General features: G+C 73.8%; 20 protein-coding genes. 10 read left to right on the forward strand and 10 right to left on the reverse strand.

The genetic code is table 11. From position 1 onward, the window contains the following. Window positions 1-29 precede the first annotated feature (29 nt). Window positions 30-413, reverse strand: a complete 384-nt coding sequence (locus BZY54_RS54705; protein ID WP_086723932.1) for a cold-shock protein — start codon at window positions 411-413, stop codon at window positions 30-32. Window positions 414-576: 163 nt separating this feature from the next. Between BZY54_RS54705 and BZY54_RS07820 the strand changes: the two genes are divergently transcribed. After that, window positions 577-846 (forward strand): hypothetical protein, encoded by a 270-nt coding sequence (locus tag BZY54_RS07820; protein WP_086723934.1) that lies wholly within the window; start codon window positions 577-579, stop codon window positions 844-846. On the opposite strand, the gene BZY54_RS07825 is transcribed toward BZY54_RS07820, so the two are convergent. After that, entirely contained in the window at window positions 843-1,505 is a 663-nt protein-coding gene (locus tag BZY54_RS07825) for an HAD family hydrolase (protein ID WP_086723936.1), read from the reverse strand. The two genes, BZY54_RS07820 and BZY54_RS07825, sit on opposite strands and share 4 nt — an antisense overlap. 419 nt (window positions 1,506-1,924) lie before the next feature. After that, entirely contained in the window at window positions 1,925-2,950 is a 1,026-nt protein-coding gene (locus BZY54_RS07830) for a hypothetical protein (protein WP_086723938.1), read from the reverse strand. Window positions 2,951-3,093: 143 nt separating this feature from the next. Between BZY54_RS07830 and BZY54_RS07835 the strand changes: the two genes are divergently transcribed. The 3 genes from BZY54_RS07835 (at window position 3,094) to BZY54_RS07845 (ending at window position 7,843) form a co-directional block, all read left to right on the forward strand. After that, window positions 3,094-5,754 carry a helicase C-terminal domain-containing protein gene (locus BZY54_RS07835; RefSeq protein ID WP_086723940.1) on the forward strand — a complete coding sequence of 887 codons (2,661 nt, stop codon included), beginning with the start codon at window positions 3,094-3,096 and terminating at the stop codon, window positions 5,752-5,754. Between the two features lie 83 nt (window positions 5,755-5,837). Next, entirely contained in the window at window positions 5,838-7,481 is a 1,644-nt protein-coding gene (locus tag BZY54_RS07840) for a DNA repair helicase XPB (protein WP_086723942.1), read from the forward strand. A 77-nt stretch (window positions 7,482-7,558) separates the two neighbouring features. Further along, complete coding sequence (locus BZY54_RS07845) at window positions 7,559-7,843, forward strand: type II toxin-antitoxin system RelE family toxin (protein WP_086723944.1); 285 nt, start codon at window positions 7,559-7,561, stop codon at window positions 7,841-7,843. Here BZY54_RS07845 and BZY54_RS07850 read toward each other — a convergent pair. Together BZY54_RS07850 and BZY54_RS07855 are read right to left on the reverse strand one after the other, a co-directional pair. After that, window positions 7,742-8,926, reverse strand: coding sequence for a glycosyltransferase 87 family protein (locus tag BZY54_RS07850; protein WP_208640587.1), 1,185 nt, complete (start codon window positions 8,924-8,926; stop codon window positions 7,742-7,744). The genes BZY54_RS07845 and BZY54_RS07850 overlap by 102 nt on opposite strands. A gap of 29 nt (window positions 8,927-8,955) precedes the next feature. Next, a complete protein-coding gene (locus BZY54_RS07855; protein WP_086723947.1) occupies window positions 8,956-9,138 on the reverse strand; it encodes a hypothetical protein in 183 nt (60 codons plus the stop codon). Between the two features lie 301 nt (window positions 9,139-9,439). Here BZY54_RS07855 and BZY54_RS07860 point away from each other — a divergent pair, with 301 nt between their 5' ends. Then, entirely contained in the window at window positions 9,440-11,521 is a 2,082-nt protein-coding gene (locus BZY54_RS07860; protein ID WP_086723949.1) for a HelD family protein, read from the forward strand. Window positions 11,522-11,568: 47 nt separating this feature from the next. On the opposite strand, the gene BZY54_RS07865 is transcribed toward BZY54_RS07860, so the two are convergent. Next, entirely contained in the window at window positions 11,569-12,288 is a 720-nt protein-coding gene (locus BZY54_RS07865; protein WP_086723951.1) for a copper homeostasis protein CutC, read from the reverse strand. A gap of 87 nt (window positions 12,289-12,375) precedes the next feature. Further along, window positions 12,376-13,062 carry a maleylpyruvate isomerase family mycothiol-dependent enzyme gene (locus BZY54_RS07870; protein WP_086724003.1) on the reverse strand — a complete coding sequence of 229 codons (687 nt, stop codon included), beginning with the start codon at window positions 13,060-13,062 and terminating at the stop codon, window positions 12,376-12,378. Window positions 13,063-13,233: 171 nt separating this feature from the next. Here BZY54_RS07870 and BZY54_RS07875 point away from each other — a divergent pair, with 171 nt between their 5' ends. Next, a complete protein-coding gene (locus tag BZY54_RS07875; RefSeq protein ID WP_086723953.1) occupies window positions 13,234-13,887 on the forward strand; it encodes an HD domain-containing protein in 654 nt (217 codons plus the stop codon). 52 nt (window positions 13,888-13,939) lie between these two features. Continuing rightward, window positions 13,940-14,983, forward strand: coding sequence for a GNAT family N-acetyltransferase (locus BZY54_RS07880; protein WP_086724004.1), 1,044 nt, complete (start codon window positions 13,940-13,942; stop codon window positions 14,981-14,983). On the opposite strand, the gene BZY54_RS07885 is transcribed toward BZY54_RS07880, so the two are convergent. Both BZY54_RS07885 and BZY54_RS07890 read right to left on the reverse strand, forming a co-directional pair. Further along, window positions 14,965-15,243: a DUF4031 domain-containing protein gene (locus BZY54_RS07885; protein ID WP_086723955.1), complete on the reverse strand. Its 279-nt coding sequence runs from the start codon at window positions 15,241-15,243 to the stop codon at window positions 14,965-14,967. The two genes, BZY54_RS07880 and BZY54_RS07885, sit on opposite strands and share 19 nt — an antisense overlap. Before the next feature lie 37 nt (window positions 15,244-15,280). Beyond that, window positions 15,281-15,664, reverse strand: coding sequence for a hypothetical protein (locus BZY54_RS07890; protein WP_086723957.1), 384 nt, complete (start codon window positions 15,662-15,664; stop codon window positions 15,281-15,283). 56 nt (window positions 15,665-15,720) lie between these two features. Between BZY54_RS07890 and BZY54_RS07895 the strand changes: the two genes are divergently transcribed. The 3 genes from BZY54_RS07895 (at window position 15,721) to BZY54_RS07905 (ending at window position 18,926) form a co-directional block, all read left to right on the forward strand. Next, window positions 15,721-16,668: a MurR/RpiR family transcriptional regulator gene (locus BZY54_RS07895; protein WP_086723959.1), complete on the forward strand. Its 948-nt coding sequence runs from the start codon at window positions 15,721-15,723 to the stop codon at window positions 16,666-16,668. Between the two features lie 103 nt (window positions 16,669-16,771). After that, entirely contained in the window at window positions 16,772-17,707 is a 936-nt protein-coding gene (murQ, locus tag BZY54_RS07900) for an N-acetylmuramic acid 6-phosphate etherase (protein ID WP_086723961.1), read from the forward strand. 628 nt (window positions 17,708-18,335) lie between these two features. Beyond that, window positions 18,336-18,926: a hypothetical protein gene (locus tag BZY54_RS07905; protein WP_086723962.1), complete on the forward strand. Its 591-nt coding sequence runs from the start codon at window positions 18,336-18,338 to the stop codon at window positions 18,924-18,926. Between the two features lie 35 nt (window positions 18,927-18,961). Here BZY54_RS07905 and BZY54_RS07910 read toward each other — a convergent pair whose 3' ends face one another. Then, window positions 18,962-20,434, reverse strand: coding sequence for an MFS transporter (locus BZY54_RS07910; RefSeq protein ID WP_086723963.1), 1,473 nt, complete (start codon window positions 20,432-20,434; stop codon window positions 18,962-18,964). Between the last annotated feature and the right edge of the window lie 121 nt (window positions 20,435-20,555).

Consider the following 20,555-nt stretch of genomic DNA (forward strand, 5'->3'; position numbering starts at 1 on the left):
CCCGGTGATGTCCGGTTCCCCCGAGCGGGTTACACGTCCAGCTGGTCGGCGACCGCGCGCAGCAGTCCGGCGACCTTCTTGCCGGAGGCCTTCTCGGGGTAGCGGCCGCGCTCCAGGGTCTGGCCGACGCTCTCCAGGAGTGTCGTCAGGTCCTGCACGATGGAGAGCAGCTCGTCCGGCTTCTTGCGCTGTGCGGCCGCGACCGAGGGGGCGGGCTCCAGGATCGTCACCGACAGCGCCTGGTCGCCGCGCTGCCCGGCGACCACGCCGAACTCCACGCGCTGTCCCGGCTTGAGCGCTTCCACTCCGGCGGGCAGGACCGAGGAATGGACGAAGACGTCACCGCCGTCGTCGCGGGAGAGAAAGCCGAAGCCCTTCTCACTGTTGAACCACTTGACCTTGCCGGTGGGCACGTCTGTCCTCGTCCTCGTACTCGTCGGAAAACCGCTTCGAAACGGCTCTGGATAGCACTTGGGCGGGTCGCGCCGGACCCGCCGGTACCAAGGCTAATGGTCTTCGGGCGGGTGACAAGACGTCGCCCGGTTGTTCCTTCGCGCTGGGAACTACCCTGGTCCGGTGCGTGACAAAACCCAAACGAATTCCGCCGCGGCCGGTGACGGGCTGATCCGTGCCGGTGCCGTCGTGTTCTTCATCGGTGCGGTGGCCACCCTGGTCACGGTGGCCCCGCTGTTCCTCGGGGCGAAGCCATTTCCGACGTACATGTTCGGGCTGAGCATGCTCATGGCCGTCGGCTTCCTGATCGCCGGCGCCGGAGTGCTGCGGTCGATCGCCGCGGAACGCCGTCAGGCGCGCGGCGGCACGCGGTCTCCCGCCTCGTCGCGTTAGTCGGTCGGGCCGGAGCGGCCGACGCGCGCGTCCTCGGCCGAAAAACGCGCGTGATGGTCCGAAAACCAATTCGGGAACTCGGTGAGATCGGCGAGCACGACATCCGCGCCCGCCGCCCGCAGTTCCTGTTCGTCGCACGGCCCGGTGGCCACCGCCACCGACAGCGCGCCGGCCGCGCGGGCGCCCCGCACGTCGCCCACGTGGTCGCCGACGTACACCCGGGCGCCGTACTCGCGCAGCGCCTCGGCCTTCTGCTCCGCCCACAGGTCGCCGATCACCGCGTCCGGCTCGATGCCCAGGTGCTCCAGGTGCAGCTTGGCGTTCGGCTCGTACTTGGCGGTGACGACGATCGCCCGCCCGCCGGCCCGCCGTACGGCCGCGACCGCCTCGCGGGCCCCGGTCAGGGCGAGGGTCGGGGCGATGGCGAAGGTCGGGTACATCTCGCGGTACAGCTCCGCCACGGCCTCCACCCGCTCGGCCGGGAACCAGTTGATCAGCTCATCCGTGAGCGGCGGGCCGAGCCGCGTGACCGCCAGGTCGGCGTCGATGTGGGTCCCGGTCCGCTCAGACAGCGCCAGATAGCAGGCGCGGATGCCGGGGCGGGAGTCGATGAGGGTCATGTCGAGGTCGAAGCCGACGGTCAGCGGGCGAGAAGTCATATGGGCCATTGTGCCCAGCGGGCGCGGCGGGAGGACGCCCGGCCCGTGTGACGTACACCCACTGTTCGCTCACCGAGCGCATCGCGCTCGCGCGGACACGCGTGCATCCGCCGTACCCCGTCCCTCGGCTGCGCGCCGACCGATTGCGCACGGCTGCCGCTGCGGCTGGGAACGCCGCCGCGGGGGCACGGCTGCCGCAGTCGCGGCGAGCGCCACAGCGGGCGGCGCGGCTGCCGCTGCCGTCGGCCACGCGCCGACCGGTCGTGCGGCCCGTCACTGCCGCTGGGAACGCCGCAGCTGGAACCCGGCTGTCGCTGCCGCCGGCACCCCTGCACGAGCGCGGCTATCGCTACCGCTGCGAGCGCCACGGCAGGAACCCGGCTGTCGCTGCCACGGCCGGCAGCCCTGTACGAGCGCGACTATCGCTGCCGCTGGGAGCGCCACAGCAGGAACAGTGCCGACAGCACGGCCGCTGCGCGCACCACCCACGGCCAGGTCTGGGCGATCGCGTCGTTCATGTGGCCCTGGGCGATGGGGCTGCCCCAGCGGTCGTCGCTGCGGCCCCACAGCCACAGGAGCCCGGCGGCGAGTGCCAGGCCGGGCATGCCCATGACGGCCCACTTGGACTCCGCCGGGGTCAGACGCCGCGACCCGTAGGCGATGACCCAGCCCAGCAGCAGCGCGAACCAGTTGCCGAGCACGGCGCCCGCGGTCAGCAGCCCGGCGGCGAGCAGGAGGAGTGGGTTGCTCCAGCCGCCGGCGCGCCGCGGCAGCAGGGCGAGACGCCGGCGGCGGGCCGGGGACTGCGGGTCGGCCGCCGCAGCATCCGCCCCGGCCGCCGGGGCGGGAACCGCCGGCGTGGGGTCCGCCCGCTCGGCGGGGTCCTTGCGCGGCGGGGGCTTGAGCAGGTCCGGGATCTCCACGCCGCCGACGAAGCCCGGCACGTCGTCGCCGATCCCGAAGGGGCTGCCGTCCGCGGCCCACCAGTCGGGGCGGGCCGTCGGGCCGCCGAGTTCGTCGGCGGTCGCCAGGTGCGGCGGGGAGACGGCACCGGAGGACGGCGGGCTCGCCGGGGGCCGGGTGGGGCGGGGACGCGGCACCACACGACGCAGACCCCTCGGCCGCTCCTCCTCCGCCTCGGGCGCATCGGGATCCCGCTGCACGGGCACGGCGGGGGCCGGTGGCTGCGACGCCTGCGGCGCCCCCGCACGTCCGTCGCCGCCGCCCGCAGCCGCGACGATCTCGTCGGGGCTGCCGAGGCGGTCGAGGATGCGGCGGACGGCGGCGGGGCTGTCGACGGCGGCCTTGGCGCGGCGCCGGTCGATCTCGTTGCGCAGCTCCGAGACCAGCCGCATCCGTGTCGCCGAGGACAGCTGCCGCTGCTGGGCGACGTCCCCGACGCGGCTCAGATACTCGTAGACGACCTGGTCGCTCTCGATCCCCACGACACCCCTCCGGGGCGGCTGGCCGGTAACCCCGTGGGGACGAAGGTACCGCGTGCGTCACGGCCGTCGTAGCGCCTCGCGGTCGTGCCGCGCACGGGCGGACACGCGCCCCGCCGCCACACCCACCCGCTACCGTGGGTCGGATGAGCAGCGATGAGAAACCGGCGGCGGCCCCCCGCTCGCTCGCGGAGGCGCTTCGCGCGCGCGACGACGCCTCGCTTACCGCGCTTCTGCGCAGCCGCCCCGATCTCATCACGCCGGTTCCGACCGACCTCACCCAGCTCGCCACCCGCGCCGCCACCCGTGCCTCGGTGGTGCGCGCCCTGGAGCGGCTGGACCGGTTCGCCCTGCAGACCGCGGAGGCCCTGGCGGTGGCCGGCGACCCGGCGACGTACGGGGAACTGCTGGGCCTGATGGCCGGGGACGCCGGTGATCCCGCCGTCGCCGCCGCGCTCCCCCGGTCCCTCGCCACCCTGCGCGAGCAGGCCCTGGCCTGGGGCGACGACGACCGGCTGCGCCTGGTGCGCACCGCCCGCGAACTGCTCGCCCCCTCCCCTCAGCACCCGTCGCCGACCGGGCTCGGCCCGACCGTGCAGGAGGCGACGGCGGGCATGTCGCCGGGGCGGATCCAGGAGATCGTGACCACCGCGGGTCTGCCCTCGACCCACGACTCGGTCTCCGCGGTGGCCTCGCTGACCGCCCTGTTCACCGACCGCGAGCGGATGGCCGCGCTGCTCGCGGAGGTCCCCGACGACTCCCTCGGCGTGCTCGAGCGGCTGGTGTGGGGGCCGCCCTACGGCCAGGTCACCGCCGATCCGGCTCCCCGGCTGCGACTTCTGCTCGACCGGGGACTGCTGCTGCCCACGGCGCCCGGCACGGTCGTCCTCCCGCGCGAGGTGGCCCTGCATCTGCGCGCGGGCCGCGCGCACCGCGCGCCCGAGCCGCTGCCGCCCGCCGTGGAGGCGACCGCGACGCACCGTCCGCAGATGGTGGACGCGACGGCGGCCGGTCAGGCGTACACCGCGCTGGCCACCGTCGAGGAGCTGCTGCGGGACTGGGACGAGGGCGGTCCGAACGTGCTGCGCGCGGGCGGTCTGAGCGTGCGCGACCTCAAGCGCACGGCGGTCGCCCTGGACGTGTCCGAGCCGGTGGCCGCCTTCTGGGTGGAGCTCGCCTACGCGGCCGGGCTGCTGGCCTCCGACGGCGAGGCGGACGAGCGGTACGGGGCCACCCCGGCCTACGACGAGTGGCTGGAACGGCCCCCCGCCGAGCGCTGGGCACAGCTCGCCCAGGCCTGGCTGACCGCGACGCGCACGCCGGGCCTGGTCGGCGGGCGGGACGCCAAGGACCACACGCTGTCCGCGCTGGGCCCGGGCCTGGACCGCTCGGCCGCACCGGAGGTACGGCACCGGGTGCTGACCCTGCTCGCCGGGCTGCCGGAGGGGTCCGCGCCGTCCACCGAGTCGGTGCTGGCCCGGCTACGCTGGGAGCGCCCGCTGCGCGGCCCGCAGCGGGACCAGGAGCACGATCTGCGCGCTCAACTCGCCCAGTGGACGCTGTCCGAGGCGGAGCAGCTGGGCGTCACCGGCAGGGGCGCGCTCTCCGTGCACGGACGCGCCCTGCTGGGGGCACCGCCCGCGCCGCCCGCACCCGGGCAGGAGGCGGCTGCGAGGGGTACCTCTGCGCAGGAGGAGCCCGGGCAGGAGGCCGCGCCCGCGGGCCGCGGCGGCCCCGGGGACAAGCTGCCCGTCCACAGGCACCACCGGTCCGCCGCGGCCACCGGGGGCGAGCAGGCGGACGGCCTACAGGGCCCCGGCCCCCTGGCCGCCCGGGAGCCTCTCTCCCCCGCCGAGCAGGCCACCGCCACCGCCGCGGCGGCCCGCCTGCTCGCCCCGCTGCTGCCGGAGCCCCTGGACCACGTGCTGCTCCAGGCGGACCTGACGGCGGTGGCGCCCGGCCCGCTGCGACGCCCGCTGGCCGAGATGCTGGGGGTGCTCGCGGACGTGGAGTCCAAGGGCGGCGCGACGGTCTACCGGTTCTCACCGGGCTCCGTACGCCGCGCCCTGGACGCCGGCCGGACCGCCGCCGACCTGCACGCCTTCCTCGCCGAGCACTCCCGTACGCCGGTGCCGCAGCCACTGGCCTACCTCATCGACGACGTGGCCCGGCGGCACGGGCACCTGCGCGTCGGGGCCGCCTCGGCGTACGTGCGCTGCGACGACGACGCGCTGCTGAACGAGATCCTCGCCGACAAGCGGTCCGCGGCCCTGCGGCTGCGCCGCCTCGCGCCGACCGTGCTGGCCACCCAGGCCGACCCGGCCACGCTCCTGGAGGGCCTGCGCGCCATGGGCTACGCCCCGGCCGCCGAGTCGGCCGAAGGCGACGTCCTCATCACCCGCGCCGACTCCTACCGCACCCCGCCGCGCACCGCCCCCGAGCCCGTCCCGGACGGCCCGCCCACTCCGGACGCCACCCTCCTGTCCGCCGCGATCCGCGCCATCCGGGCGGGCGACCTGGCCTCCACCACCCCGCGCAAGCCGACCGCGGCCCCGGTCGCGGTCGGCGAACTGCCCCGCACCGGCCCCGCCGAGACCCTGGCCACCGTGCAGGCCGCCGTGCTCACCGGCGAGGCCCTGTGGATCGGCTACGTCAACGCCGAGGGCGCCGCCAGCCAGCGGGTCATCGCCCCGATCCGCGTCGAGGGCGGCTTCGTGACGGCCTACGACCACACCGCCGACGAGGTCCGCACCTACCCGCTGCACCGGATCACGGGGGTGGCGGAGCTCGCGGACGAGGAGTCCTGAGGGTCCCGCCGTCCTCGGCCCCGCCGTGATCGTCCGCCGGTAGGGCACACTGGACGTTTGGTGACACGGAAAGGGCGCTGCGCGTGAATGGTCCCCTGATCGTCCAGTCGGACAAGACCCTGCTGCTCGAGGTCGACCACGAACGGGCCGACGACTGCCGTCGTGCGATCGCGCCGTTCGCCGAGCTGGAGCGGGCGCCCGAGCACATCCACACCTACCGGGTGACGCCGCTCGGCCTGTGGAACGCGCGCGCCGCCGGGCACGACGCGGAGCAGGTCGTGGACGCGCTGGTGCAGTACAGCCGCTATCCGGTGCCGCACGCGCTGCTCGTCGACATCGCCGAGACGATGGACCGCTACGGCCGTCTGACCCTGAGCAAGCACCCGGCGCACGGGCTGGTCCTGACCACCACCGACCGGCCGGTGCTGGAGGAGGTGCTGAAGTCCAAGCGGATCACTCCGCTGGTCGGGGCGCGGATCGATCCGGACACCGTGGTCGTGCATCCCTCCGAGCGCGGTCAGATCAAGCAGGTGCTGCTGAAGCTCGGCTGGCCGGCGGAGGACCTGGCGGGCTACGTCGACGGCGAGGCGCACCCGATCGAGCTGCACGAGGACGGCTGGACGCTCCGGCCGTACCAGAAGCAGGCCGTGGAGAACTTCTGGCACGGCGGCAGCGGCGTCGTCGTCCTCCCCTGCGGTGCGGGCAAGACGCTGGTCGGCGCCGGGTCGATGGCGCAGGCCAAGTCCACGACCCTGATCCTCGTGACGAACACCGTCTCCGCCCGGCAGTGGAAGCACGAGCTGGTGAAGCGGACCTCGCTGAGCGAGGACGAGATCGGCGAGTACAGCGGGACCAGGAAGGAGATCCGGCCCGTCACCATCGCCACGTACCAGGTCCTCACCACCAAGCGGAAGGGCGTCTACCCGCACCTGGAGCTGTTCGACTCCCGGGACTGGGGCCTGATCGTCTACGACGAGGTGCACCTGCTGCCCGCGCCGGTCTTCAAGTTCACCGCCGACCTGCAGGCGCGCCGCCGCCTCGGCCTGACCGCGACCCTCGTGCGGGAGGACGGCCGCGAGTCCGACGTGTTCTCCCTGATCGGCCCGAAGCGGTTCGACGCGCCGTGGAAGGAGATCGAGGCGCAGGGCTACATCGCGCCCGCCGACTGCGTCGAGGTCCGGGTGAACCTGACCGACTCCGAGCGGCTGGCCTACGCCACCGCCGAGACCGAGGAGAAGTACCGCTTCTGCTCGACCACCGCGACCAAGCGGAAGGTCACGGAGGCCATCGTCCGCCGCTTCGCCGGGCAGCAGATCCTGGTGATCGGCCAGTACATCGACCAACTCGACGAGCTCGGCGAGCACTTGAACGCGCCGGTCATCAAGGGCGAGACGTCCAACGCCCAACGCGAGAAGCTCTTCGACGCCTTCCGCGAGGGGGAGATCAACGTGCTGGTGGTGTCGAAGGTGGCGAACTTCTCCATCGACCTGCCGGAGGCCACGGTCGCCGTCCAGGTCTCGGGCACCTTCGGTTCCCGCCAGGAGGAGGCCCAGCGCCTCGGCCGTGTGCTGCGGCCCAAGGCCGACGGCCACCAGGCCCACTTCTACTCGGTGGTCGCCCGCGACACGATCGACCAGGACTTCGCCGCCCACCGCCAGCGCTTCCTGGCCGAACAGGGCTACGCCTACCGGATCATGGACGCGGACGAGCTGCTGACGGAGAGCTGACCGAACCGTTCCCGGCCTCGTCCTCCGGCTCGGTACCCTGAGGAGGCGGCACGAGCCGGAGCGAGGGAGGGTGCCACATGCCCCACGAGGACGTGTACGAGGTGCTGTACACCGAGTCGGCGGCCCGTGACCGCGACCGTCTGGACCCCGTCCGCAGGGCCGCCCTCGACAAGGCCGTGGAGATACTGGCCCGTGATCCCTACACCGGGTTGTCACGGACCATAGGCCCCGGGGAGCAGGACCGGGAGATCCGTCTGACGTCACAGATCGTCGCGGAGTACATGGTCTCCCGAGGACGGCTGCTGCTGGTCATGCTGCGGATCTTCGACGACGCGGACATTCTGCTGCCCGAAGGCGGCTGAGGCGAGGATCGCGCAGGTCAGCAGCGCGTACGGCGAGGCCAGGGGCTCCTGCCACCACGGCAGGTGCAGGTCCCCGTCGCCGGCGCGGGGCACCATCCACAGCGTGCGGGCGGTGAAGCAGACCGCGGTGACCGCCGCCCAGGTGCGGCGGCCCTCGGCCAGGAGCACGGCGAGCAACGGGACGCACCACACCCAGTGGTGGGACCAGCTGATCGGTGAGACGAGCAGGGCGGTCAGGCCCGTCAGCAGGATGCCCCACCGGTCCTGCGCCCGGCAGGCGGCCCACAGGCCCACGGCACCCACCGCGCACGCCGGGAGCAGCCAGGCGGGGCCGGGCGCCGGGTCCCTCAGCGCCCGGGCGATCAGGCCCTGGAGCGACTGGTTGTCGATGATCCACGGCTTCCCCACACGGCCGGTGTCGAAGACGAGACGGGTCCAGTACTCGACGCTGGCCGCGGGCAGGACGAGCGCGCCCACGGCGACGGTCGCGGCGTACGCGGCCAGCGCCGTGGCGGCCTCTCGCCGGCGCCCGCGCAGCAGCAGGTAGACGACGAAGAGCCCCGGGGTGAGCTTGATCCCGGTCGCCACCCCGATCGCGGCTCCCTTCCCGCGCGCGCCGGACGGCCGCGTGAGGTCCCACAGGACCAGACAGGCCAGCGCGAGGTTGATCTGCCCGAACACGAAGGTCTGGAAGACCGGTTCGAGCCAGACGGCGAGGGCTGTCGCGGCGCACAGCAGCGCAGGTCCGGCCCGGCGGCCCGCGAGCCGGGCGGACAGGTGGACGAGCCAGGCGAGCAGGAGCGCGTTGCCCGCGAGGAACGCCACCTTCAGCGCCGGGACCGGCAGCCATGCCGTCGGCACGAACAGCAGGGCCGCGAACGGCGGATACGTGGCCGGCAACCGCCCCGCCGTGATCGTGAAGCCGTAGAGGTCACGGCCGTGGACGACGGCCGCACCCTCGGCCTGGTACACCACCGCGTCGGGCATCCGCACGCGCAGGACGGCGAGCAGGATCGCGAAGGCGGCGAAGGAGACGGCGAGGAGGACGAGGGGGGTTGCCGCGTGTGACCGGAGGGCCACCATCCGTTCTGTCACGCACCGACCCTAATGGGTCACTTGTGACGTATGCCCGCCTCCTCGCCGTACTCCCCGAGGACGATCACGTCGAACGCGGCGCCCAGGAAGACCTTGACGGCGTGGAGAGCGTCGCCCAGACGGTGGCGGTGACTGCCCCGGACGGCCGTGGCGCCGGCCGGGCGCGCGCCGGGTGCTGGATGGAGGGTCGCTGCGGTCATGGCTCAATGGTGGGTCCGGGGACACAAGGCGGGCATCGGTCTTCGGAGCCAACCTTCGCGCCCTCCACGTACCCCTCTGGAGGGACCACGCCCCCTACACCCGTCCGGCAGCGGCCCCTAGGGGACGTGGAGATAAATCGGTTGGCGTCCACCTCCCCCGGCGTCCTAGAATCTCCGCTCTTGCCCGCCTCCCCACGGAGTGCCGCCGACCGGACGGAAACCGGCCGGCAGATCCCGCAGCCGCATGGCACGGCCGTCCAGGCCCAGCCGCCTGTCCCGTAGGTCCTCCGGAGGCACCCCCTTGTCCACGCCCGTCGACCCCGCCGCACACCTCGCCGACGCACCCCTGGCCCGCGAGCGCTCCCACCTGGCCGCCTCCCGCGCCGCCCTGCGGGCCATGCGTGAGGACGTCGAGTCGCTCGACATCCGCGACGTCACCGCGAACTGGGTCAACGCCGAGGTCCTCGCCCACCAGATCGACGCGCGCATCAAGGCGCTGGCCGACCTCAGCGACACCCCGCTGTTCTTCGGCCGCCTCGACTACCTGAACGCACCCGGCGCGGAGCAGGCGGAAGGGGCCGAGGGGGAGCGGTTCTACATCGGGCGGCGGCACGTGCACGACACTGACGGCGACCCCATGGTCATCGACTGGCGCGCACCTGTCTCGCAGCCGTTCTACCGGGCGTCCAGGAAGGACCCGATGGACGTCGGGCTGCGCCGCCGCTTCGGCTACACCGGCGGCGACCTCACGGCGTACGAGGACGAGCACCTGTCCGACCCGACTGAGCCGTCGAAGGCCGCCACCGCCGGCAAGCTGCTCCAGCAGGAGATCGAGCGTCCGCGCGTGGGCCCGATGCGCGACATCGTCGCGACCATCCAGCCCGAGCAGGACGAGATCGTGCGGTCCGGGCTGGGCGGCACCGTCTGCGTCCAGGGCGGCCCCGGCACCGGCAAGACCGCCGTCGGCCTGCACCGCGTCGCCTATCTGCTCTACGCCCACCGGGAGCGGCTGGCCCGCACCGGCACGCTCGTCATCGGGCCGAACAAGTCCTTCCTGCACTACATCGAGCAGGTGCTGCCCGCGCTCGGCGAGCTGACGGTGCGACAGGCGACCGTCGACGACCTGGTGGCCCATGTGGAGGTGCGGGGCACGGACGACGCGCCGGCCGCGATCGTCAAGGGGGACGCGCGGATGGCGGAGGTCCTGCGCAGGGCCGTGTACTCCCACGTCACGATGCCCACCGAACCGGTCGTGGTGGTGCGCGGCTCGCGCCGCTGGCGGGTCCCGGCGTACGAACTGGAGAACCTGGTCCGCGAGTTGCTGGACCGGGGCATCCGCTACGACGCGGCCCGCGAGGCCCTGCCGCAGCGGATCGCGCACGCCGTGCTGGTGCAGATGGAGCGGGCGGGCGAGGCGCCCGACGACCGCGTGCAGGACGCCGTCGCCCGCAACTCGGCGGTGAAGGCGGCCGTCAAGGCGGTCTGGCCGCCCGTCGACCCCGCCAAGCTCGTGCTGCGGCTGCTGACGGACGCGGACTTCCTCGCCGCGCACGCCGAGGGGATCCTCACCGAGGACGAGCAGAAGACGATCCTGTGGGCCGGACCCGTACGGTCGGTGAAGTCGGCCAGGTGGTCGGCGGCCGACGCCGTCCTGGTCGACGAGGCGGCCGATCTCGTCGAGCGCACGCACTCCCTCGGCCATGTGGTCCTCGACGAGGCGCAGGACCTGTCCCCCATGCAGTACCGGGCGGTCGGCCGGCGTTGCAGCACCGGTTCCGCGACCGTCCTGGGCGACCTGGCGCAGGGCACCACGCCGTGGGCGACCCGCACCTGGGAGGAGGCGCTGGCCCACCTCGGCAAGTCCGAGGGGGTCATCGAGGAGCTGACGGCAGGTTTCCGTGTGCCGACGGACGTCATCGCCTACGCCTCCCGCCTGCTGCCGCACATCGCGCCGGGCCTGACCCCGGTCGCGTCGGTCCGTGAGAACCCCGGCTTCTTCGAGATCCGTACGACCGAGGGGGACACGGCCGGCGACGCCGACGTGGTGGCCGCCTGCGAGGAGCTGCTGCGCAACGAGGGCTCGACCGGCCTGATCGCCGCGGACGCCCGCGTCCCGGCCCTCGCCGAGGCGCTGACGGCGGCCGGACTGACGTATCTGTCCCCCGGTGAGGAGACGACGGCCCAGACCCGCCTCACCCTGGTCCCGGCCTCGCTCGCCAAGGGCCTGGAGTACGACTACGTGGTCCTGGACGAGCCGCAGGCCGTGGTCGACGGCGAACCCGACGAACGCACCGGACTGCGCCGTCTGTACGTGTCCCTGACCCGAGCGGTCTCGGGCCTGATCGTCACCCACAAGACGGCACTCCCGGCCCAGCTGGTCTGACCGTCGGGCGCGGACGCGGCCGGGTGCCCCGGCCGGTCCGTCCCGTCTCACACGGCGGAGCGGACGGTCTCCTCGTCCAGCACCGTGCGCCACTGCGCGACCGAGTCGACCGAGACCGGGCCGGCCCAGCCGCCCGGGCGAGCGGCGCCGCCGATGTGGAAGGCGTCGATGCCGGCGGCCCGCAGGGCCGGTACGTGGTCCAGGCGCAGACCGCCGCCCACCATGATCCGCTGCTCGTAGCCGGGCTGTCCGCCGCGCGCCGCCTCCGCGACGAGGGTGGGCAGGCCGTCGTCCACACCGCCGGCCGCGCCCGCGGTCAGGTACGTGTCGAGACCGGGCAGCCCGTCCAGCTGCTTGCGCAGGGCGTCACGGTCGGCGGCCCGGTCGATGGCCCGGTGGAAGGTCCAGGGGCAACCGTCCAGCTCGGCGACCACCCGTTCCACGGCCGCCAGGTCCACCGCGCCGTCCGCGTCGAGAAATCCGAGTACGAACTCCTCGGCTCCCGCCGCCCGCAGCTCCCCCACGACCCCGGTCAGCCTGTCCACGCCCCCGGCACCGCCCGCGGCGAACCCGTCCGCGAGCCGCACCATCACGCGCAACGAGATGTCGACGGCGGCGCGGATCCCGGCGACGGTGCCGACCGACGGGGTGAGCCCGTCGGCCGCCATGTCGGTGACCAGCTCGAGACGGTCCGCGCCTCCGGCCTGGGCGGCGACCGCGTCCTCGACGTCGAGGGCGATCACCTCCAGGACTGCACGCATGCTCATGGGACCCCTTTCCACGGTTTCCCCTGGGGCTGACAGGTCTAGTCCAATATCAGGGTACGCCGGGTGAGGCCCGCGACCGACAACCGGTCACCCGAAGATGTTCAACTCCGCCGTCTCCGCGCCCGCGAGCTCGTACCCCGCCCCGGCCGCCGCCTCGGGCACCGGACGGCCCGCGTAGAGCCGTACGAGGGTGGCGGCGTCGCCGATGTACCGCGCCGGCGTCCGCTCACCGCTCACGTCGCCCAGCCGCAGCGGCTCGTCGATGTCGTCCAGGTCGGCGTGGAGCGGCAGATGGCCCTTCTCACGGGTGACCCGGACGAGGAGCGGGAGCGCGTAGGGCAGGCCCACGCCCCCGTACGCCCCCGCCTCGCCGAAGGTCTCGCGCACATCGCCGGCGTGCACCCACTCGCCGAGCGCGATCATGTCCAGCACCCCGCCGGCCCTCGCGATCACCGGGCCCGCCTCGGTCATCCCGCGCTCCAGCTCGTCCACCACCCGGGCGTTCGCCCAGTCGGCCCGCTCGGCGATGTCCCGCTCGTTGGACTCGGGGGAGAACACCCCCTTCTCGAACCGGCTCTCCACCACCCTCATCAGCGCGGCGGAACAGTGCGCGAGCACGTCCCGCACCGTCCAGCCCGGACACGCGGCCGTCGGCAGCGCGAAGTCCGCGTCCGACCGCGCCCGCAGCAGCGGGATCAGCGCGTCACGCTCCATGACGAGCAGCCGCCCGGGCAGCTCCGGGTCCCGTACCTCGTGCAGATCAGCAGAAGTCATGCGGACCACGCTAGGGCCTGTCCGGCGGCAACTGCTCGATGCCACGTGCGGATTGCCCGCCGTCCCGGGGTGTCGCGCGGCACCGGCCCCGGCTGCGCGGTCCGGGCGCAGGCGACCCGGCGCAGGCCGGTCCGCCTCGATGAAGCGGATCGCCGCGGGGACAATGACGCCATGGCCGATCACGCCGATCTCGACGCACTGCGCTCCCGCTGGACCCGGGCCCTGGAGGGAGCCCGGGGGACAGGCGGTGGCCCCGACCCGGCGCCCTACGCCGACGATCTGCTGCGGCGCTGGTCCGAGCCGCAGCGGCACTACCACACGCTCACGCACCTGACCGCCGTGCTGGACCACGTCGACGTGCTCCAGGAGTACGCCGCCGACCCGGACGTGGCCCGCCTGGCGGCCTGGTTCCACGACGCCGTCTACCTGCCGGACCGCTCCGAGAACGAGGAGCGCTCCGCCCGCCTCGCCGAGCGCGCGCTCCCGGAGGCCGGGGTACCGGAGGCGAAGACCGCCGAGGTGGCCCGGCTGGTCCGCCTCACCGTCACCCACGACCCGGCCGACGACGACCCCGACGGCCAGGTCCTGTGCGACGCCGACCTGGCGATCCTGGCCTCGCCCCCCTCGGGTTACGCCGCCTACGCGGCCGCCGTCCGCGAGGAGTATCACTTCGTCCCGAGCGACGCCTTCCGCGAGGGCCGCGCCGCGATCCTGCGCGAACTCCTTTCGCTGCCCTGTCTGTTCCGCACCCCGTACGCACAGCGGCACTGGGAGGCGACGGCGCGCTACAACATCACCTCCGAGCTGGAAATGCTCTCGCTCTGAGCTCGCCTCCGCGCCTACCCTGCGCCGTATGCAGGCATGGGGCGGGGACCAGGTGGAGCAGGCCGTCGCGGGCGCCGTGGCGCTGCTGCGGACGGCGACGGACCGGGACTGGGAAGGGGTGAGGGCCGGGCGGCTGGAGTGGAGCTGCCGGCAGACCGCCGAGCACGTCGCGAGCGATCTCATCGCCTACGCCGGGCAGCTGGCGGGCCGCGCCCGGAGCGCGTACGTCCCCTTCGAGATCACCCTCGACGAGGGCACGGAAAACGCGGGCGTCCTGGACGTGATCGAGGCGACCGGCGCCCTGCTCACCGCCGCCGTCCGCACCACTCCGCGGGAGGTGCGGGCCTTCCACCCGTACCCCTTCGGCAGTGCGGACCGCGAGGGTTTCGCCGCGATGGGCGTCGCGGAGGTGCTGCTGCACACCCACGACATCGCACAGGGGCTGGGACTGGACCACGAGCCGCCCGCCGAGCTGTGCGAGGACGTGCTGAGCCGGCTCTTCCCGCACGTCCGGCCGGGCCCGGCCGCCTGGCCGACCCTGCTGTGGGCCACCGGCCGCGGCGAGCTGCCCGGCCGTGCGCCGGTCACCGAGTGGCGGTGGAGCAACCCGCTCGTCATTCCCGCCGAGCGCCTCAGCCTCCAGGGCGCCACCCCGGCCGCCGCCCGTGACCTCGACCGCGGCGGGAGCGGGGGATTCGTCTGGGTCGGCGGTGCGCCCTACGAAGGCACGCGGGGGGCCGCCGGGATGGTCGTGAAGGCGTACGAGAGCGGCGCGCACCGGCCCGAGTGGGGGCTGTTCGTGCTGGTGCGGCGGGAGGACGGCTGCGCCGTCGGTGGGATGGGCTTCCACGGGCCGCCCGACGAGGAGGGCCGGGCGGAGGTCGGCTACGACCTCGCCGAGCCGGCCCGCGGACGCGGCTACGCCACCGAGGCGCTGCGCGCCCTGTCGGCCTGGGCGCTGGCGCGGGAGGACGTACGGCGGCTGTACGCCAGGATCGACCGGGACAACGGCCCCTCCCAGCGGGTGGTCACCCGGGCCGGGTTCACCCAGGTGGGTGACGACGGGGAGGAGCTGACCTACGAACTGCGCCGCTGAAGGCCGTGCTTGGGGCGGCGCAGGCCGGCGTCGTACAGCAGCCGCACCACCTCGCGGCTGCTGACCTCCACCGCGCCGGCCGCCACCGCGTCGGTGTAGCGGTGGGAGGGAAGGTCGTAGTGGTCCCGTTCGAAGGCGCGGCGGGCCACGCCCAACCGCTCGGCGAAGGCGTGCAGTTCCTCGTACGAGACGTCGCTGACCAGGTGTGACCACATGCGGCCGTGGCCCGGCCAGTTGGGCGGGTCGATGTAGAGGGTCATGGCGCCGCCGTCCGGGACAGGACGGTTCGCACGGCCGTCACGACGGGGTTTCCCGGCCCGTCGCCTCCGACAGCCCTCCCACCGGCGCCACCTTGACGCCCGCCTTCGAGCACACCCAGTGCGGGTCGGGTCCGAGCTCCGGTTCCACGTCCAGCGCGTGCGGGTCGCCGTAACCGCAGACGGGGCACAACGGCCAGCGGCCGTACCGCTCCAGGAGGGCGTCCTGGACGTCCTGTGCGACCAGTCCCGCCACGTACCGCGCGCCGTCCGGCCATTGCTCCACCCACCAGCGGCGCTGGGCGACGGAGTCCTCCACGAGCGACACCACGTCCGCCTCCGCGACCTCGCCCGCGACCAGGTCGGCGAGGACGAGGGCGCGGGCGGCGTGCAGGGCCTGCTCCAGGGGGCTGATGGGGTCCATGTCTCCATTGTGCGCACTCTTGACCACACGTCCGCACAGAAAATATCTTTCATAGTGTGAACCAGGACGTGAAGGAAATTTTCGCAGGCTCGGGCGGCCCGGCGGTCGGCACACCCCCCGCGCCCGCCGCCCTCGCGGCCAAGGTTCGCACGCTCGCGCCCTCCATGACCCGCTCCATGCAGCGCGTCGCCGAGGCCGTGGCGCACGACCCGGCCGGCTGCGCGGCCCTGACGGTCACCGGCCTCGCCGAGCTCACCGGCACCAGCGAGGCGACCGTCGTGCGCACCGCCCGATTGCTCGGCTACCCCGGCTACCGCGACCTGCGTCTCGCCCTCGCGGGTCTCGCCGCCCAGCAGCAGTCCGGGCGCGCGCCCGCCATCACGACCGACATCGCGGTGGACGACCCCATTGCCGACGTCGTCGCCAAACTCGCCTACGAGGAGCAGCAGACCCTCGCCGACACCGCCGCCGGCCTCGACACCGTCCAGCTCGGCGCGGCCGTCACCGCGCTCGCCGCCGCCCGCCGCACGGACGTGTACGGGATAGGGGCCTCCGGCCTGGTCGCCCAGGACCTCACCCAGAAGCTGCTGCGGATAGGGCTGATCGCCCACGCGCCCAGCGACCCGCACCTCGCCGTCACCAACGCCGTGCAGCTCCGCGCCGGCGACGTGGCGATCGCGATCACCCATTCGGGCTCCACCGGGGACGTGATCGAGCCACTGCGGGTCGCCTTCGAGCGCGGCGCGACCACCGTCGCCATCACCGGCCGCCCCGACGCGCCCGTCACGCAGTACGCCGACCACGTCCTGACCACCTCCACGTCCCGCGAGAGCGAGCTGCGCCCGGCGGCGATGTCCTCCCGGACCAGTCAACTGCTCGTGGTCGACTGCCTGTTCGTGGGCGTGGCCCAGCGGACGTACGAGACGGCGGCACCGGCGCTGGCGGCGTCGTACGAGGCGCTTGCCCACCGGCACAGCCCGCGCGGCGGAAACCAGCGCTCGTAGCCGCCGAGGAGATACGCCTCCGCAGCCGCCGACGACCACCGGCACCGTCAGCCGTACCGCACCGCCCGAAGCCCGTAGAGAGTCCCGGAGAGAGCCGCCCCTCATGACGTCCACGTCCCCCTTCCATGAGCTGCGCACCGAGTTGGAGTCGCTGACGACCGAGGCGTTCCGCCCCGAGCTGTCCGAGATCGACCGGCTGCCCACGCTCGAGATCGCGCGGCTGATGAACGCCGAGGACACCGCCGTGCCGGCCGCCGTGGCCGAGCGGCTGCCGCAGATCGCCGCCGCGATCGACGCGGTGGCCGAGCGGATGGCACGCGGCGGCCGGCTGATCTACGCGGGGGCCGGTACGGCGGGGCGGCTCGGGGTGCTGGACGCCTCGGAGTGCCCGCCCACCTTCAACACCGAGCCGTCCCAGGTGGTGGGGCTGATCGCGGGCGGCCCCGAGGCGATGGTGACCTCGATCGAGGGTGCCGAGGACTCACGGGAGCTGGCCGCGAAGGCGCTCGACGCCCTCGGTCTCACGCCGGACGACACGGTCGTCGGCATCTCCGCCTCCGGCCGCACCCCCTACGCCATCGGGGCGGTCGAACACGCCCGTGAGCGCGGCGCCCTCACGATCGGCCTGGCCTGCAACGCGGACAGTGCGCTGGCCGCGGCGGCCGAGCACGGGATCGAGATCGTCACCGGCCCGGAACTCCTCACCGGCTCGACCCGGCTGAAGGCCGGCACGGCCCAGAAGCTGGTGCTCAACATGCTCTCGACGATCACGATGATCCGCCTGGGCAAGACGTACGGGAACCTGATGGTCGACGTGCGCGCCTCCAACGACAAGCTCCGCGCCCGCTCACGCCGGATCGTCGCCCTCGCCACGGGCGCGGCGGACGAGGAGATCGAGAGGGCGCTGGCGGCCACGGACGGCGAGGTGAAGAACGCGATCCTGACGCTCCTCTCCGGCGTCGACGCCCCCACGGCGGCCCACCTCCTGGAGGAGTCCGCCGGCCACCTGCGCGCGGCCCTGGAACGGGCGAAGCCCTGACTCTGGCCGGATCCCCGCGCGGGCCCCTGCCGGAACCACGGGCGGGGCCCCGGCCGGACCAACGGCGGGTCCCACGGGCACGGTCCCGGCCAGGCCGACGGCCGGGACGCCGTGGCCTCGACGCCCCGCCGAGTGACGGCCGCGGACCCGACTCCGGGTGACCTCGACACCCGGCGAACGGCGCCCGCCGACCCGACTCCGGACGCCTTCGACGCCCCGCCGAGTGCCGGTCTGACTCCGAGTGACCTCGACGCCCCGGCCGAAGGCGGGCACCAGCCCGGATCCGGCGGCCTCGACACCCCGGCGAACGGCGCACGCCGACCTACTCCCGGTGCCTTCGACGCCCCGCCGAGTGCCGGTCTGACTCCGAGTGACCTCGACGCCCCGGCCGAAGGCGGACGCCAGCCCGGATCCGGCGGCCTCGACACCCCGGCGAACGGCGCACGCCGACCTACTCCGCATCGCTTCGCGTCCGGGGAATGGCGGATGCAGGCCGGACCGCCGGGCGAAGGCCCAGGTCGCGGTCCGGTGAAGGCCCAGGTCGCGGTCCGCGCTGTGGTCCGGATCCCCCGCTCGTGACCGGGTACGGGACAGCAGCGGCGCACGGCGTCCTACGCTGGAGGGCACGATGAATCACGCCCAGCTCACCGCCCTCGGCCGGGCCCTCCGTCTCCTCGGCGAGCACGGCGAGGCGCTCACCGCCGACACACCCGACACCAAGCTGCACGAGGTGAAGGGCGACCTCCGGCGCGCCCTCGACCTCCTGGAGGAGAGCGTCACCGGCACGGCCCCCGCCACCCGGTGCCCCGAACATCCGAACGGCCCAGTGGACGAGAGTGCGCCCGACCGCTGTCTGCTCTGCGAGACCCGGCGGCGCGCCGCCCGCCGTTCCGAGGTGAACGGGGCCTATCCGTCGTACGGCCGCCCCGCCGGCGAACCTGCCGCCCACTCCCCCGTTCCCTCCCGTTACGGCGTGCGCGAGGACCGGCCGCAGCCCCAGCAGCGGTGGCTGCCGGAGCAGTGGAACGGGCGGGAGTGGCAGCTGTGCGGCACCCCGCGCCGGGACCGGCGCGAGGCCGAGCTGTTCATCGCCGCCCAGCGCCGCGGGCCGCGCGCCGCGATCGCCTACCGGCTCGTGCACGAGTTCACCGACTACGAGGTCGTGCGCGTCTGGGGGACTCCCGTACGCGTCGACATCGAGCCGCTCGGGAACCTGTAGGCGGCCGACGGGGCGCGGTCCGGCGGGCCCGCGGCCTACGCCTTCGCCTCGGACACCTCCGCCGCCCCGGCCGCCGCCACCGGCTCGCCCGTCCCGGTGGCCTGCTGCCGCGGGATGAAGGAGGCGACGGCGAAGCCGAGGAGCGCCGCGCCCGCGCCGACCGCCAGGACCGTGCGGAAGCCGTTCTCGGAGGGCAGTGCGTAGGGGCCGAACTTCGTGGTCATGTGGGCGAGGACGACACCGGCGACCGCGCTGGCGGTGGAGGTGCCGATCGAACGCATCAGGGTGTTGAGGCTGTTGGCCGCGCCGGTCTCGGAGGCGGGCACGGCGCCCATGATGAGCGCGGGCATCGAACCGTAGGTGAAGCCGATTCCGGCGCCGATGACGCAGGACGCCAGGACGAAGTGCCAGACCTGGTCCATCAGGAGGATGTTCAGGCCGTAGCCGGCGGCCACGATCAGGGCGCCGATCATCAGGGTCGCCTTGGGGCCCCGCGCCCGGGAGACGGCGGCCGAGACGGGGGCCACGGCCATCATCACCAGGCCGGAGGGAGCCATCACCAGGCCGGAGGCCAGCAGCGACTGGCCGAGTCCGTAACCGGTCTGCTTCGGCAACTGCAGCAGCTGCGGGATGACCAGGGACATCGAGAACATCGCGAAGCCGATCGCGATGGAGGCGAGGTTGGTCACCAGGACCTGCCGGCGGGCCGTCGTGCGCAGGTCCACCAACGGGGCCTGGATGCGCAGTTCGAAGACGCCCCAGGCGAGGAGGACCAGGACCGCCGCCGCGAACAGGCCGAGGGTCGTACCGCTGCCCCAGCCCCAGTCGGCGCCCTTGGAGACCGCCAGCAGCAGGCAGACCAGGCCGACCGCCATGCCGACGGCGCCCACGGCGTCGAAGCGGCCGCCGGTGCGCACCTTCGACTCGGGCACGAGGAGAAGGACCAGGGCCGCCGCGAGGACGCCCAGGCCCGCCGAGGTCCAGAACAGCATGTGCCAGTCGAAGTTCTCGGCGATGACGGCGGCGGCGGGCAGGCCGAGGGCGCCGCCCACGCCGAGCGAGGCGCTCATCATCGCGGTGGCCGAACCGAGCCGCTCGGCGGGCAGTTCGTCGCGCATGATGCTGATGCCGAGCGGGATCACACCGGAGGCGAGGCCCTGCAGGGCCCGGCCGACGATCATCGGGGTGAGGGAGTCGCTCAGCGCGGCCGTGGCCGAGCCGACCACCAGCATGCCCATGCTCAGCAGGAGCATGCGGCGCTTGCCGTACATGTCGCCGAGGCGCCCCATCACCGGGGTGGCCACGGCGGCGGCGAGCAGGGTGGCGGTGACGGCCCAGGCGGCGTCCGAGGCCGAGGCGTGCAGCAGCTTGGGCAGCTCCGGGACGATCGGGATCACCAGGGTCTGCATCAGCGAGACCACGATGCCGCCGAGGGCCAGCACGGCCACCACGACGTTGGGTCTGGGCGGAGCCCCGGCGCCGGCCGGCGGGGCGAGTGCGTCGGACATGAAGACGTCTCCGTGGAGCGCAGGTGTACTTGACTCAGGCAACTTTAATTCAATTTGATTGAGTTAAGCAAGCTACATTCGGAGAGGACGCCGGCGCTTCCCCGCGCCGCGTGGAGCACGA

This window comes from Streptomyces carpinensis (genome assembly GCF_002154505.1).
Lineage (GTDB): Bacteria > Actinomycetota > Actinomycetes > Streptomycetales > Streptomycetaceae > Streptomyces > Streptomyces carpinensis.

Excerpts from the sequence above, each read along its gene's own strand:
- BZY54_RS07875 (WP_086723953.1), top strand. The coding sequence starts at position 13,234 with ATGGCCGATCACGCCGATCTCGACGCACTGCGCTCCCGCTGGACCCGG.
- BZY54_RS07850 (WP_208640587.1), bottom strand. The coding sequence starts at position 8,926 with ATGGTGGCCCTCCGGTCACACGCGGCAACCCCCCTCGTCCTCCTCGCC.
- BZY54_RS07835 (WP_086723940.1), top strand. The coding sequence starts at position 3,094 with ATGAGCAGCGATGAGAAACCGGCGGCGGCCCCCCGCTCGCTCGCGGAG.
- murQ (WP_086723961.1), top strand. The coding sequence starts at position 16,772 with ATGACGTCCACGTCCCCCTTCCATGAGCTGCGCACCGAGTTGGAGTCG.
- BZY54_RS07825 (WP_086723936.1), bottom strand. The coding sequence starts at position 1,505 with ATGACTTCTCGCCCGCTGACCGTCGGCTTCGACCTCGACATGACCCTC.
- BZY54_RS07845 (WP_086723944.1), top strand. The coding sequence starts at position 7,559 with ATGCCCCACGAGGACGTGTACGAGGTGCTGTACACCGAGTCGGCGGCC.
- BZY54_RS07870 (WP_086724003.1), bottom strand. The coding sequence starts at position 13,062 with ATGACTTCTGCTGATCTGCACGAGGTACGGGACCCGGAGCTGCCCGGG.
- BZY54_RS07855 (WP_086723947.1), bottom strand. The coding sequence starts at position 9,138 with ATGACCGCAGCGACCCTCCATCCAGCACCCGGCGCGCGCCCGGCCGGC.
- BZY54_RS07885 (WP_086723955.1), bottom strand. The coding sequence starts at position 15,243 with ATGACCCTCTACATCGACCCGCCCAACTGGCCGGGCCACGGCCGCATG.
- BZY54_RS07890 (WP_086723957.1), bottom strand. The coding sequence starts at position 15,664 with ATGGACCCCATCAGCCCCCTGGAGCAGGCCCTGCACGCCGCCCGCGCC.
- BZY54_RS07905 (WP_086723962.1), top strand. The coding sequence starts at position 18,336 with ATGAATCACGCCCAGCTCACCGCCCTCGGCCGGGCCCTCCGTCTCCTC.
- BZY54_RS07910 (WP_086723963.1), bottom strand. The coding sequence starts at position 20,434 with ATGTCCGACGCACTCGCCCCGCCGGCCGGCGCCGGGGCTCCGCCCAGA.
- BZY54_RS07865 (WP_086723951.1), bottom strand. The coding sequence starts at position 12,288 with ATGAGCATGCGTGCAGTCCTGGAGGTGATCGCCCTCGACGTCGAGGAC.